The sequence below is a fragment of the Carboxylicivirga linearis genome (genome assembly GCF_018271995.1).
In the GTDB taxonomy this organism is placed as follows: domain Bacteria; phylum Bacteroidota; class Bacteroidia; order Bacteroidales; family Marinilabiliaceae; genus Carboxylicivirga; species Carboxylicivirga linearis.
Map to the genome: position 1 here is coordinate 23,207 of NZ_JAGUCO010000032.1, position 15,495 is coordinate 38,701.

8 protein-coding genes are annotated in these 15,495 nt (G+C 35.3%); 7 read left to right on the forward strand and 1 reads right to left on the reverse strand.

Features of this window, described 5'->3' with window-relative positions:
- Positions 1-27 precede the first annotated feature (27 nt).
- The 5 genes from KEM10_RS21700 (at position 28) to KEM10_RS21720 (ending at position 10,955) form a co-directional block, all read left to right on the forward strand.
- Positions 28-2,274, forward strand: a complete 2,247-nt coding sequence (locus tag KEM10_RS21700; RefSeq protein WP_212219703.1) for a DUF4838 domain-containing protein — start codon at positions 28-30, stop codon at positions 2,272-2,274.
- An 871-nt stretch (positions 2,275-3,145) separates the two neighbouring features.
- Entirely contained in the window at positions 3,146-4,984 is a 1,839-nt protein-coding gene (locus tag KEM10_RS21705) for a DUF6057 family protein (RefSeq protein WP_212219706.1), read from the forward strand.
- On the forward strand, positions 4,941-6,491 hold the full coding sequence (locus tag KEM10_RS21710; RefSeq protein WP_212219709.1) for a TolB family protein: 1,551 nt from the start codon (positions 4,941-4,943) through the stop codon (positions 6,489-6,491). Before KEM10_RS21705 ends, KEM10_RS21710 begins: the two co-directional genes overlap by 44 nt.
- Before the next feature lie 165 nt (positions 6,492-6,656).
- Complete coding sequence (locus tag KEM10_RS21715) at positions 6,657-9,356, forward strand: DEAD/DEAH box helicase (RefSeq protein WP_212219711.1); 2,700 nt, start codon at positions 6,657-6,659, stop codon at positions 9,354-9,356.
- 774 nt (positions 9,357-10,130) lie between these two features.
- Positions 10,131-10,955 (forward strand): peptidylprolyl isomerase, encoded by an 825-nt coding sequence (locus tag KEM10_RS21720; protein WP_212219714.1) that lies wholly within the window; start codon positions 10,131-10,133, stop codon positions 10,953-10,955.
- Between the two features lie 11 nt (positions 10,956-10,966).
- Here KEM10_RS21720 and KEM10_RS21725 read toward each other — a convergent pair whose 3' ends face one another.
- The gene (locus KEM10_RS21725) at positions 10,967-11,575 is read right to left on the reverse strand and encodes a plastocyanin/azurin family copper-binding protein (RefSeq protein WP_212219717.1); all 609 of its coding nucleotides are present in this window, start codon (positions 11,573-11,575) and stop codon (positions 10,967-10,969) included.
- A gap of 120 nt (positions 11,576-11,695) precedes the next feature.
- On the opposite strand from KEM10_RS21725, the gene KEM10_RS21730 reads away from it, so the two are divergent.
- Together KEM10_RS21730 and KEM10_RS21735 are read left to right on the forward strand one after the other, a co-directional pair.
- The gene (locus tag KEM10_RS21730; RefSeq protein ID WP_212219720.1) at positions 11,696-13,060 is read left to right on the forward strand and encodes an alpha-L-fucosidase; all 1,365 of its coding nucleotides are present in this window, start codon (positions 11,696-11,698) and stop codon (positions 13,058-13,060) included.
- 859 nt (positions 13,061-13,919) lie between these two features.
- The coding region (locus tag KEM10_RS21735) for a leucine-rich repeat protein (RefSeq protein WP_212219723.1) at positions 13,920-15,495 on the forward strand (1,576 nt) is incomplete at its 3' end.

Consider the following 15,495-nt stretch of genomic DNA (forward strand, 5'->3'; position numbering starts at 1 on the left):
TCTAATGGTTGACAGAAAGAAGGAAATATGAGATTAATTGTAATGATTGCCGGAGTATTAATGATCATCATAAGTAGTTGTGGTGTCTCTCCTGAAACCGTCGATTTAGTCAGAAATAATCAATCAGCCTATCAAATAGTTGTTTCGGTAAATAGCGATAGTCTTAGTAAGGTAGCAGGTAGTGAGTTGCAGGAGATTATTCAAAAAGTGACTGATGCAACCATACCTATCAATCATCAGAAGCAAAGCACAGGTAAACAGATCTTGATAGGAAAAGAATGGATAGATACATCGGCACGGATTGATACCTTGGATGAAGATGGTTTTATTATACAGGTTACAAAAAATAATATTGTTTTGGCCGGCAATAATGGTAAAGCCAATTTATATGCTGTAAATACCTTTTTAGAAAAGTATACTGGCTGTACCATGCTTTCTCCTACCGAATATTATATACCCCAAAACAAAAACATTGAAGTACCTCTTGGTGAAATATTCTACGAACCTGATTTTAATCTTCGTAAGCTTTGTTTCGATAATGATGAGTTTCATGATTATAAGAATTGGAATAAGCTGGAAGATCTCGACGAATGGGGATTGTTTGTTCATACCTTTCAACATCTGATTCCGCCGGAAAAATATTACGACAGTCATCCTGAGTATTTTTCGTTAGTTGGCAGTCACCGACTGAAAGACGGTCAATTATGTTTAAGTAATCCGGGTACCATTCAAACCTTAATTGCGAACCTAAGAGAAAGAATGGAGGAGCATCCCGAGATGAAATACTGGTCTGTTTCGCAAAACGACTGTTTTAATTATTGTGAGTGCGAGGAATGCAAAGCCTTGTACGAAAAGTATGAGACTATTTCGGGTGCATACATACATATGGCTAATCAAATTGCACAGGAATTTCCGGATAAAGTAATCTCAACCCTGGCTTATAATTTTACCCGTTCGGCTCCTAAAAACATCAGACCTCTGCCTAATGTTAACATCATGTTTTGCTCCATAGAGTGTAATCGCAGTATGCCATTGGAAGAAGATAAGCGAAGTGCCGATTTTGTAAAAGACATGAAGGATTGGAGTGAGTTATCAGATAATATATTTGCCTGGGATTATGTGGTTCAGTTTAAAAACTACCTTACACCTTTCCCTAATTTTAATGTGTTGCAGAAGAATTTACAGTTCTTTAAAAAGCACGGTGTTAAAATCATGTTTGAACAAGGGAGTGGGCATAACTGGTCTGATTTAAATGAACTAAAACAATACTTGCTTTCTAAATTAATGTGGGATGTTGATGCGAATGCTGATTCGATTATAAACGATTTTATTACTAAATATTACGGAGAGGCAGCACCTTACATTAAGTCGTATTTTGAATTAACGCATCAAAATCTAAATAAATACAAGGAAGAAGAACGTTTAGATATTTATGGATATCCGGCAGACTATCTTGATTCTTACCTTCAGCCCGGGTATTTGAAAGAATATAAAAAGATAATGGATCAGGCGGAAGAAGCGGTTAATAATGATTCGGTGTATCTGAAAAGAGTACGTCGAGCTCGTTTGGCTGTTGATTTTGCGTATCTCGATATTGCATTAAATAAAGAACCGGAAGGCATGTCATATTTGGATAGAAGTGGTGATGAAATCACTATTCGACAAGATATGCTTGATTATTTGGATCGTTATACCGAGAATTCGGTAGCCACTGGTGCTGTTAATATTAACGAACGTCTTTTTAAAACAAAGGATTACCGAACCTATGTTTTGAATAAGTTACACAGAATTACGGCACCTAATAAAGCAAAAGGGAAAAGCGTTGAGATACTTACTGAGTATAGCGAAAAGTACCCTGTAGGTGGTGGTAAGGCACTCAATGATGGAGTCGTTGGTGAATTGGATTTTCATCAAAAATGGCTGGGTTTTGAAGGGCATGATATGATAGCTGTGGTAGATTTGGAAAAAAGCCAGGAGGTAAAACAAGTTAGCATGAACTTCCTGAAAGCGATTAATTCATGGACATTTCTTCCTATTGAGGTAGAAGTTGAAGGTTCGGTTGATGGTGTGAATTATATTCAGTTAGGATCAGTTAAAACTACAGATACTGATCGAGGTTTTTTGGTACAGTCAATACCTTATACTATTGTTTTTAATACTACAAGTGTACGTTATATAAAAGTTACAGCAAGTTCATTAAAGCAATGTCCGCAATGGCATCGTGGTTATGGTAATCCGTGCTTTATGTTTGTTGATGAGTTGATTGTAGAGTAAACTACTTTTTATTTTCATATATAAGAAGGAGGAAAAACTTTGGTGTTTCCTCCTTTTTTTGCTTATTAATCATTATATAGTAGAAAAGAATACAGATGCCAAAAGAAATGTAATAAGCAATATTTGTCATAAATCTATTTCTTCGAAATAGTGCAGCAGGAAAGAGATCTGGAGATCCAGATGATAGCAGTCGAGAGAATTACATTTGGCCAGAGCTTAACAAAGATTTGTAAAGTCCATATTGATCCGGAAATAAGAAAATTAGCTCTTGGCAGAGTTACTTTAAACCTACTTTAAAAGAGGTCTTTGCAAAACATGAAGATGCTGAATTGAGAGCTATGACTAATCGGCAGTTAGCACGAATAGATAAAATTGGAAATTGATTATCAGTTGTTAGAATTAAGGAAATTAGTGTGGAGAGAAAAGTATTCAGATTGTTATTGTAAGTTCTTCCTTTAAAATTGATATGTTTTTTTAGAATGGGTTAGTTTTAAGGAGGATTTGAATTCATATTTTTCTTTTTTTTTGCTAAAATTGTTGTTGGGATCATACTAATATTCTTAGCAGTATATGCTTGGTCTGTATTATGTCGGATCGGCCTCATTGGAGATGAGAAGTGTTAAGAAGTTGAACTTTAGTAAGACCGGGAAGCTGAAAACTTGTTCGAAGATCACCCGGCCGCACTTAAGTTCAACAAATAAACATGAATCATCGCCAATGCAGTCTTGATTTTCTTTGTTTCGTTTCTTGTATCAAGACAAGAAATGAATTGAAAATCGGCGAAGCCAAATGCCTTCGCGGCTTAAGCGATGAAAACAAGTAAAAGATTGTTCTAGTATAATAACGACAATACATTTAGCAGTATATTTTAATGAGGTCAAAAAAATCTAAACCAGACAAACAAAAACAAAATCAACAGATAAGAAAGTTTAATGCGGCTGTATATATCAAAGTGGTATATTATACTTTATTTGTTGGATTTGCCTTTTATTTCACAGCCATTTTTAATAAAGATCTTCTGTTAAAGCTAGATGAGTTATCTATTTTTCAGAATAGTCGCTTGTTCTTTATCAATCATTTAAGTGAGCCGGCTGGACTTCTTTCTTATGCAGCTTCTTTTCTTAATCAGTTTTTCTACTTTCCATGGCTAGGCAGTTTGTTGTTTATCTCAATGCTGATCGGTATTCAATACTTAACATTTCGCTTCTTTAAAATTCCGAAACGTTATTATTTATTATCCTTTATACCAGCAGCTGCATTGTTACTATTGGTAACTCAGCTCGATTATGTTATGTATGAGTTTATTGCCAATGGATATGCTTTCATAAATGTTCTGGGTGTATTGATGATATATTTATCCTACCAGACATACAAAATGATACCATCTAATTGGATTAAATACGTTTTTGCATTGCTGTATGTAGTGTTGCTTTATCCAGTTACCGGATTTTACGCATTAGTGAGTACTTTTATAATGGCGCTTTCTGAAGGTGTAATATCAATCACAGAGGAAGATAAAAAGGTTAGGTTAATATCGGCAGGATGCTTTTTGTTGAGTTTTATATTCGTTCCGTTTATTTATTACAGGAGTATTTATCAGGTTACATTAGAATTTGCATATACAGCCGGTTTGCCTGAATTTAATTTCGATGGAAATGAATTTATTTTTTGGTTACCAGTTTTGCTTTTGATTACTTCTCTATTAATCTTTTCTATTCTTCCATTATTAAAAAAGAACTCCTTTAAGGCTGTATGGGCTAACTCTATAAATATAGCCACTGGTTTGATTATTTTATTCGGTGTTTATGCTTTATCAAATAAAGATGAAAACTTCCATAGCGAGTTAGCCATCGACCATGCATTGTTTGAAGGCCATTGGAAGGATGTACTTAAAATTGAAAGAGAGTTTAAGGGAGAACCTAGCCGGTATATTGTTCTAACAACACGTTTGGCTTTGCAAAAAATGCAAAAAGCAGGTGACCTGATGTTTACCCGAAAAGATGGAAATAAAGATGCTCAAACAAAGAGGAATCTAACACTTTGGAGTTATGCTTCACAGCCTCTGTTTTATAACTATGGCATGGTGAACGATTGTTACCGCTGGTGCATGGAAGATATGGCTCGTTTTGGCCCTAAAGTTCAATATTTAAGGTATATGGTAAAGTGCGCTTTAATTAATAACGAACTTGTTTTGGCCGATAAGTATAATGCCGCATTGTCGCGTACACTGTTTCATAAGAAGTGGGCTGAAAAGTATCAACGATATATTGATAATCCGGAGTTGATGGATGATGATCCGGAATTTAAGATGAACAAGTTACTCTATTCTTTTCCCGATAATCTGGTGTCGGATAAAGGAAATCTGGAAAGTAATATTTTGTTACGACTGGCTTCTATTGGAGGTGGGCATCTCGATCTTTTAGAAATATCAATGCAGGCACAAATGCTGCTGAAGAAACCGGAACGTTTTTGGCCGTTTTTTAACCTGTATATTCAAAAGCACGATCGTATTCCGGTTCATTATCAAGAGGCTGCTTTATTGTTTTCTCAAATGAATAAACAGTATGATATAAGTAATATCAAATTTGATAATGACTTAATAGATAAGTTCAATAAGGTGCATAGTGATCCTCAGAATGAGCATCAGGATCATTTTAAAAAATATTATGGTGATACGTATTGGTATTACATGTATTATTCAAAATTCTAATTCGTTATTAATTGTAATGAGGTTTATGGTGAGTAAAATAAAATATTTGGGTTGCTTTTTATTGCTTGTGCTGGCTGCTTCATGTTCTCAGTCGGTACCAGAAGAATTTACAAGTTCAGATGATAAAATAGAAATATATCCCGACTATTCGCAGATTGTTATACCCAACAATATTGCTCCCATGAACTTTAGAATAATAGAGGAGACAGATGACTACCTTACAAAGGTTAGTGATGAAAAGGGTAATAGCATTATTGTATCCGGAAGAGAGGTGTCGTTTTCAAAAAGTAAATGGGCAAAATTACTGGATGACAATAAGGGAGGCGACCTGAAATATGAGATTTATTTAAATAAAGATGGAAAATGGCAACAATACACCTTTACCAATACTATTGCAGCAGACCCCATTGATGAGTATATCTCGTATCGTTTAATTGAACCATCCTATTCGTTGTATAAAAAGCTATCCATTAATCAAAGGAATCTAACATCCTTTAATGAATCAAAGATCTATTCCAGTCCGGTTAAATGGCAATGCATGAATTGTCATTCATATCAGGACTATAATAAAACAGGCAATATGAATCTGCACCTCCGAGGACCTGAAGGTGGAACCATAATCACCAATAAGGGTAAGGTTGAAAAGGTAAATCTTAAAACAGAGGAATTGCCTAAAGGAGGAGCCTATGTGTCGTGGCACCCCACTAAAAATTTAATTGCCTATTCGATTAATAAGGTTGGACAAACTTTTCATTCAAAAGACATTCAAAAGGTGGAGGTGATGGATTCGTTTTCTGATTTAATATTGTATGATGTTGATAAGAATGAGGTACGTTATATCGTTCAGTCAAAGGATTATTTAGAGACATACCCTTGCTGGGCTCCGGATGGAAAGACATTGTATTTTTCATCGGCACATTTTAAGGCGGTAAGCGACGATGAGTATAAGCTGGATAAGATTAATGAATTATATCAGAATGTGAAGTATAACATCTATAAGGTGTCTTTTAATCCCGAAACATTGGAATTTGGGAAACCAACATTGGTCTTTAATGCTGTTGCAAGGGGTAAAAGTGCTACGTTTCCTAAGCTGTCGCCTGATGGTAGATATCTGATGTTTACCATGGCTGATTATGGATGTTTTCATATCTGGCATAAGTCAGCTGATTTATATGTAATGGATTTGGAAAAGGGACGGGTACAACGACTTGATGAGGTTAATAGTGATGATGTTGAGAGTTATCATTCCTGGTCGTCTAATGGACGTTGGTTTATTTTTAGTTCCCGACGCGATGACGGGTCATACACCCGGTTTTACATTTCGTATTTCGATAAAAACGGAAAAGCACATAAACCTTTTATCCTACCACAGGAATATACCGGTTTTTACAAGGAGTTCTTTAAATCGTATAACATTCCTGAGTTTATGGTTGAACCGGTAGAATATTCTTATCGTGATTTTGCCATTGAAGGCCCTGCTAAACAGGCAAAGTTTGTGGAAAAGTAAAGCCGGCCTTTCTGTATTGAAGAGTAAGATGGAGGCTCTTAAGAATTTATGGGTAAAGAACAGACTATAATTGAATCATAATTAGATTGAAATAATATAGTTATGATGAATTATTTGTCAGGTTTAGATATTCTTCTAGTTTTGGAGGTATAAAATTTTATTGAAGTGACTTATAAAGCCCGCAATTTTTACAGCTATTTTAAAGACTGCTATAAACTGGACAATAAAGAGTTTGTTGTTGATAATGTACTCGCCCAGAAATATTCATACAAATGGTTTGTAAGTGGGAAAGAGGAGTTAATAAATGATGATTTGCCAATCATTCCTTTTCTTCATAAGAAAGTTAACGATCTTCAAAAAGACATAGAATTATATAAACTGGAGAAGAAGCTTTTTTATGCTTGTTTCTTTCTGCTTGGAAAAAGCAATAATGCTTTGATAAAGGATAAACGAGTTTGTGCGCCACTGATTCTTTATCCTGCCAATATTCAGTGTTTAAATGAAGAAACGTTTTTAGAGATTGAAAAAGAATCATTTATAATTAATCGTTCAGTTATAAGTAAGCTGGAAACTAAAGATGATTCTCTACAAAAAGATGAATTTATTAATGAGTTGTCTGATCTCCTGGCCTCAGGTAGAGGCAGTCTGATGGTGATTAAAAATTTACTTGATAAGTACTTCATTAATATTGAAACAAGCGATGTATTGTTATTTCCCAATGTTTGGTCGGCTGCTAAAATAAGAAAGGATCTTGCAGAAAACGGATATGAAGATAATACGTTTAAAATTGTGCCGGCGGCCGGAACGGTTTTTATTGAAAAGTCTGAGTCATCGTTAAAAGTTATTAATGATTTGAGGGAAATGGCTGACTCTGAAAGTTTCAACTCTAATTTGGAAGAGCTTTTAGGAGAGCATGAAAATAGTCGTTCATTTAATTTAAGTTTTTATAAATCACGCTTAAATACAGATCAGTATCAAGCCTTACAAAATGCATATCAATATACCAATTCAGTGATTGTTGGACCACCTGGAACGGGTAAAACCTATACCATAACCTCAATCATTAGTGATGCTATTGTAAATAATCAATCGGTTTTGGTGGTTTCAAAAACCAAACAAGCTGTTGAAGTATTAAGATCGATGTTGCAAGATGATTTTAAACTAAAAAATTATCTAATTCATACATCAGGAAGTAGATATAAATGGAGCTTAAAAGCCAAGATTCAGTCCTATTTAAGTGGAATGTCAGCGCGAAATGGATTGTTCTTTGACGAGAATGATATAAATAGGTTATATGAAAAGTTGGAAGGACTGGAAGAAAAGTTTAAGAAATACATTGACCGCGAGCTCGAAATTTCTGATCTGACTTTTAGCGAAGATTTAAACTGGTTGGAAAAATGGCGTAAATTCTATCTTAAAGATATTTCAACAAACGGGACTAAATTATGGGAATTGTTTGATCAGATAGAGAAGACAATAAAGTCGCTTGATAGACAAATTAGTTTATTCTCAAGGAGAAAGATCGAGTCAAATATAAAACGTAATTCAAACAAGTATCGACGAGATATAGCTCTTTTTTACGATGCATTAGATGCTTCAGGTTTTACAGAGTATAAAAACACCATTAGTAAAATTTATTATAAAAATATTTTAAAGGTTTTTCCAATCTGGCTTGCTAATTTGTCAGATTTAAACTCGGTATTACCCTTGCAAAAGGATTTATTTGATCTTGTGATTATTGATGAAGCCACGCAATGCGATATAGCTTCTGCATTGCCAGCTTTATATAGGTCTAAGCGAGTTGTGGTAACAGGCGATCCTAACCAGTTAAAGCACTATTCATTTGTTTCACGATCTCAACAAAATAATCTTCGTTTAAAATATGATCTTTCTAATGATAAGATCTTTGATTACAGGGGAAGAAGTATACTCGATTTTTTTATTGCAAAAGTACAAAGTCAGGATCAGATTACTTTTTTAAGAGAACACTTCAGATCAACCCCTTCACTTATAGAGTTTAGCAATCAGCATTTTTATAATGGTCAGTTAGAGGTGTTGAAATCCACTCCCAAGCACGTTACTAACAGGCAAATTGAGTTAATAGAATTAGAAGGTCAACGAGATCAGAAAGGAATTAACGAAACAGAGGCGGATGCTGTTATTGCTTATCTTGATAAGTTGATAACAGAATATACCACACAGAAGGAAGTGCCAACCATTGGTATTATATCACCCTTTAGTTCACAGGTTAACTACATTAATAAACTTCTGAAAGACAAATATGAGCTAAATACCCTTAAAAGGTTTAATATTCTTTGCGGAACACCTTATAATTTTCAGGGTTCGGAACGGGAAATAATATTAATGTCGTTTGCTGTGTGCAATAACACTCATCCATCTGCTTTTATTCATGCTTCAAAGCCTGAGGTGTTAAACGTGGCCATTACCAGGGCTAAATCTTATCAGGTTATTTTTAAATCTGTGTCGGATGACAAGTTGAAGAAGGAATCTTTATTATACCAGTATTTTAAATTTATTCGAGAATATACACATTATAACGAAGATGAAGTAACATTGGATCAGTTTCAACAGGAAGTAGTGTCCGTATTGAGTAAAAAGGACTATGATGATATTAAATGTGGTTATCCTATAGCAGGTAGTCTTCTTGATATATTAGTAAGTAAAGGAGGTAACAACTATTTCATCGACCTGATTGGGTATCCGGGAATATATAGAGAAGCGTTTACTTTTGAACGTTATAAAACACTGGCACGAACTGGAATTAAATGTTTGCCTTTGCATTATAGTTACTGGAATAAGAACAGAAAGGAAGCTGTTAGAAAGCTGGTTACCGTTATAAAATAATACTATTAATTTATAGGTTGTGTTAGTTTTATTTTGCCAGTATTAATTGCTTTTACTTTCCAACTATCTATGGCATAAGAGGTGTGTAACTATACTTCGTGTATTATTGGATCAATTTATATTTTTGTGGATCAGTCATAGATTCACCAAAAGAAATTTCATTATTTAATTCAAGTTTGAGTTTTATAAAATGGATATTGAATACAGCAATTAACTTATAACTTTTCAACAAATATTGTTATTTAGTCATTCCGACCTCAGCAGCGCAGCTTGGGACCCACTTGCAAAAGCGGAGGATAGAAAAATTTGAGATACATTCTGTAAATCTTTAAATTTTTCACGAAGCATTGCTCAAGTGGGTAAGTGAGTGCTGTCGTCGGCGGCTTTTTTGTTAACTTTTTGAGCTGGAGGCAAAAAGTTGAAGCCATAGCGGCTTGAGCGAAGAATTTATTATTCCTTTTTTAGAAAAACCTGCCAGTCGTCAGCCAGGATAATCAAAAATCTTTCGGATTGAGGCGATTACTGCGCAACGTTAACAATCCGAAGTTCGAAACTTTGTTTCGATTGAGGTGATTCTGGTTCTTAAAGTTATTCGAATATAAATAGAGTTTAACGTTAACTGTCAGATTCTCCACAACTTTTTAAAGAGATCTGTATTACTCAAATACATCATTACAATCACACGGTAATCTAGAGGAATAACAACCCAACCAATAGTAATTATGGTGTTTTTAATTATTTTCGAACTTTATTAATCAAACCAGTCTTAAAAATATGATGAAGAATTTGTTGATTGCCGCCTGTATTTTAGTTGTAAGTGCTTGTAATATATCTTCTAAGAAGGAGCAGGAAAACGCAAAAAATGTAAAGGTTGAATTACAAACCGCAAAGGGAAATATTATCCTTCAACTTTCTGATGAAACACCTTTACATCGCGATAACTTTATCAAATTAGTGAATCAAAAGTACTTCGATGGCATTCTATTTCATCGTGTAATAAACGGCTTTGGTATTCAGTCGGGTGATCCGGATAGTAAAAATGCTCAACCAGGAGAAGCTTTGGGTAATGGAGGACCAGGCTATACCATACCGGCAGAAATAAATACCAAATTATTCCATAAGAGAGGGGCTTTAAATGCTGCCCGCGATAATAACCCCGACCGGGCATCGGCAGGTTCTCAGTTTTTTATTGTTCAAGGAAAAGTACAAAATGATAGTACCTTAAATAAAGCTGAAACAAGAATTAATGGCTGGCTGGCTGAACATGCCTTTGTGAATGATCCGGCTAATAAAGCTATTCGCGATTCGTTGATATCAGCACTAAAAGAGGAAGATGGAACCAAACTAATGCAATGGGCGGATTTGGTTTATAAGGGAGGTAAGACCTATACAAACTATGACTCGTATCAGATTCCGGAAGAACACAGAGCGGTGTATAAAGAAATAGGAGGGGCTCCTCATCTCGATCAGAATTATACTGTTTTTGGCGAAGTGCTGGAAGGAATGGATATAGTTGACCAGATAGCAGCTATGGAAGTGGATAGTCTGGATCGTCCGGTAGAAGATGTAAAGATTATTACAGCACGAATTATAAAGTAAGTGTAAATGGGCTAATGCTTTTGTATTTTGCCCATTTTAATAGCATCATTGGTACTGGTTAACTGGTATAAATAGATTCCTTTTGCCAGATAAGCTAAATCCAGGTGTACAGCCTTTTTATCTTTAACTGTAGTGGTATAAACTTCCATGCCTGTTAGTGAGAATAATTTTAAGGTTATGTAGTTATGGTTATCAGGCAGGCTAAGGTTTAATGAATTATAAAAGGGGCTGGGATATAACTTTACTTCGTTTAAATTAATATTGCTGTGGATGGAAGTGGCCTGATTTACACTAATGGTACCTTGCATCTGTGATAAATGCGGATCACATTGATATTGATATTCACCGCTAACATTAAAGGTAAATGAATATTCCCATGGAGCTGAGCTAACCTCGTTACCAAAAGAAACAGGGTTATTGGTAAAAGTTGAAATACTGCCATTAACATTGTGCATTCCCGATATGTTTTTCCAGGTAACAATGTCACCTTGTTCTATATTCAATTCCGAAGGACTAAATGAATAATTACTCACTGTTACTTCCCATGTGTTTTGTGCAAATGCAGGTGTGGTAATTATAAGGCATATAATTGAAATGAAAATAAAGTACTTATCTCGCATTATTCTTTTTTTTTGATGATTAATGAAATTAAAATACTCTAAGGCTTCCCAATTGTCAATAGTTAAATCACATTAAAGATTTTTATTGCTAACTTGTATACCGATAAAAAAATCCAAATCATGAAAGCACCTGTACTTCTCCTACTATTAATTGCTATAAAAACGTCTTTAATTGCCCAAAAAGAAACTTCTGAAGCCTATGAACAGCGCATGGAGTGGTTTCGGGATGCTCGTTTGGGCATCTTTATCCACTGGGGATTATACTCCGAAGGAACAACTTCGGAATCATGGGCAATGTTTCATAAAACAATAAGCTGGGAGGATTATATGGAGGGTAAAGCCTCTGTTTTTACAGCTGAAAATTATCATCCTGAGGAGTGGACAGCATTATTTAAGAAGGTGGGAGCCGATTATGTGGTAATGACTTCCAAGCATCATGATGGCTTTGCCTTGTGGGATACGAAGCTCTCAAAAATAAATGCCAAAGACTGGAGTGCTGCAAAACGTGATGTGTATACACCTTATGTGAATGCTGTTCGTAAGGCCGGTATGAAAGTGGGAATCTATTATTCGTTGTGCGACTGGTCGCATCCCGATTATTCACCTATCAATTTTCCACGACCAGAGGCTAAAATCCGAAAGCTATATCCATATACAAAAGCCGAAACCCGCTGGACTCCCTGGCACCGCTTTCAAAAGTTTAATATGGGGCAGATAAAAGAGCTTTTCGATCGTTATCAACCCGACTTAATGTGGTTTGATGGTGATTGGGAGCATAAAGCTGATGAATGGCCTTCAAGAGTCATTAAAGACTCATTGCTAAGCTGGAATCCGGGAGTGGTGGTTAACTCGCGTTTGAATACGTATGGCGATTATAATACCCCGGAGCAGGATCCTCCCATAAAAACACCATCCAGACCATGGGAATTGTGTTTAACCATGAACGAATCGTGGGGCTATCAAAAAGAGGATCATGATTATAAATCGCCCAAGTTTTTAATCGAAACCTTTGTCCGATCGGTGGCCAAAGGAGGTAATTTGCTATTAGATGTTGGCCCCAAAGCAGATGGATCAATCGATCAACGTCAGATTGATTTGCTGGAAACGATAGGGGAATGGTATAAAATGCATGAAGAGGCGGTACGCTATGGCCAACCGGGTATTCCTTACGGGCATTTCGATGGAGAAACAACCTTATCGCCCGATGGCAAGAGTATTTATTTATTCTATACCGGTAAGTTTAACCATATGTTGACCTTAAGAGGAATGAAAGGAGAAGTGCAAAATATTTCATTACTTCATAATCAACAGTCTGTTCCTTTTAAAATACAGGATTCAACACCATGGAACGATATTCCCGGTATTATTGTAATGGACGTTAGCAAAGCAGAAGATGCACCTTATGTGTCGGTTATAAAAGTGGAATTTAAAGAGCCATTTACACTTTACCGAGGCATTGGTCATGGGGTGGAGTTGAATGATTAGCTAATGGTCAGTAGTGAATACAAAGTATCAAGACTATTAAACGCCAGTTAACTAAAACAATTAGGATCGCTTTGATCAGGATCATAAAATGTCAAGGCAATCGCTAACAGCTAACTATGCACTTTTATCGGACTCCGGACTCTGAGCTTCGGACTGTCTTAGCCAGTATAAAGTATCAAAACTATTAAGCACCATGTCAATCACTAGTGGCTAATCGTTAACAGCTAGTGGCTTTCTATGCACTGTTACCGGACTCCGGACTTTGAGCTTTGGACTGTCTTAGTAAGTATAAAGTATCAAGATATAAGTATTATAACCATTAAGCGCCATGTCAATCGCTAACAGCTAGTGGCTTTCTATGCACTGCGCACTTATCACTCTGCACTAATATTGGACTCCGGACTCAATGCTTCGTACTGTCTTAGTCAGTAGAAGATAGACAGTAGTTATGATTTTATTATTTATTGTAATATGAACTCATTAGTTGTAAATGTTAATAAGTAATTTTCTTTCTTCGTGATCTGGAATTGTAAAAATTGAGTTAATACAATGAACAAGTTATAAGACGAAAAATATTATAACACCCGTATATAATAGTAGAAAAGAGATTCTATTTTTGTATTATTTTTAAAATAATAAATATCTGGTAATGTATTTAATAGCTATTAGAGAGTGATATTTATTTATCAAAACAATTTCATTTCCTAACTTTTGTTGAAATATTACGTAATATATGTATGTTGTATACATAATTATTTGTATTTATCGAAATTGAGTTAGTAACAATTATAATAACCCAAATTTACTGTAAACAAGTAAATAAGATTTGTAAGTACGGTATCTAAAACAAGTTTTATCTATGAAAAAAATTTACTTTCTGGCTTTGCTATTGCTATGCTCATTTATAGCCAACGCACAATATGTTTTAACCATTGATGAAGTAGAGTTTGATGCTTCCACCGGTACTATTACCAAATATTACGATACGGGAGAATGGAATATTGAAATTCCGGAAACATTTAATGGTGTTACCGTTACGGCTATTGGAAAAGAGGCTTTCGTTATAAGCGATAAAAAACTCTTAGTTATAGTGAAACTACCTGGTACAATAACAACCATTGGTGAAAGTGCTTTTTATGGAAACAATAACTTACAGTCAATAAATGTAACAAATAACCTCACAACTATTGGAGCGTCAGCCTTTGCATATACCGGTTTTAGAAGTTTTACAATTCCTAATTCGGTTGTTACTCTTGGGAATTCAGCTTTTGCCCAAAGTAATTTAAGTAGTCTTAAAATTAGTAACTCTATTACTGAAATTGGAGACGCTGTTTTTATGGGTAATAACTTAAGTAAAGTTACCATTCCTTCTTCAGTGGAAAAAATAGGAAACGGTGCATTTGCTGCTAATTATCTAACCAGTATTGATATACCAAATACAGTGACATCAATAGGCTCATTTGCATTTCAATTTAATAGTCTGACTAGTGTTTCAATTCCAAATTCATTAACTTCAATTGAGGATAGAGTATTTAGTGATAATAAACTTACATCTATTACTATACCAAGTTCCATCCAATCAATAGGGGAAAGAGCATTTTATAATAACAGTTTTACTGAAGTTACTATCCCTAATTCGGTTTCATTTATTGGTGTGAGCGCCTTTGGACACGCCACAGGTAATTATTTGGAATCTATCGCTTTGCCAGCTGATGTGTTAGGATTTAATAATGAAGTATGGAAGAATAGTATAGGACAGGAGGTTACAGCAATGACTTCTTCTGTCTGGAGTTATACTGTTTATGGAGATGCAGTAGATGTACATTCAGTGACATTTCTTGATTATGATGGTTCATTCATTGAAACGGTAGGTGTGGATCATGGTTCAACAGTGATACCTCCGGATGATCCTGCACGAACAGGTTATACCTTTACAGGTTGGGATGCAAGTCTGGATAATGTGACAGCAGATTATTCTGTAAAAGCAGAATATGTTGTTGGACACACCGTATCCTTTATTGACTGGGATGGTACTCTTCTTAAGAAAGAAGCAGTTGTTAATGGAAGTTCAGCCACAGCGCCAGCTAATCCTGTTCGCACAGGTTATACCTTTACCGGTTGGGATGTCGCCTTCGATAATATCACAACAGCGTTAATTGTAACAGCTCAATACACTATCAATAGCTATGAAGTAAGTTTTGTAGATTGGGACGGAAAGGTGTTAAAGACAGAAAATGTTGATTATGGAAGTTCAGCTACAACACCAGCTGATCCTGCACGCACTGGTTATAGCTTTACCGGTTGGGATGTCGCCTTCGATAATATCACAACAGCGTTAAATGTAACAGCTCAGTATACCATCAATAACTATGAAGTTAGTTTTGTAGATTGGGACGGAGAGGTGTTAAAGACAGAAAATGTTGATTATGGAAGTT

Bases quoted from the DNA above. Each gene is read 5' to 3' on its own strand.
- KEM10_RS21705 (WP_212219706.1), top strand. From the start codon at position 3,146: ATGAGGTCAAAAAAATCTAAACCAGACAAACAAAAACAAAATCAACAG.
- KEM10_RS21700 (WP_212219703.1), top strand. From the start codon at position 28: ATGAGATTAATTGTAATGATTGCCGGAGTATTAATGATCATCATAAGT.
- KEM10_RS21710 (WP_212219709.1), top strand. From the start codon at position 4,941: ATGGTGATACGTATTGGTATTACATGTATTATTCAAAATTCTAATTCG.
- KEM10_RS21730 (WP_212219720.1), top strand. From the start codon at position 11,696: ATGAAAGCACCTGTACTTCTCCTACTATTAATTGCTATAAAAACGTCT.
- KEM10_RS21720 (WP_212219714.1), top strand. From the start codon at position 10,131: ATGATGAAGAATTTGTTGATTGCCGCCTGTATTTTAGTTGTAAGTGCT.
- KEM10_RS21725 (WP_212219717.1), bottom strand. From the start codon at position 11,575: ATGCGAGATAAGTACTTTATTTTCATTTCAATTATATGCCTTATAATT.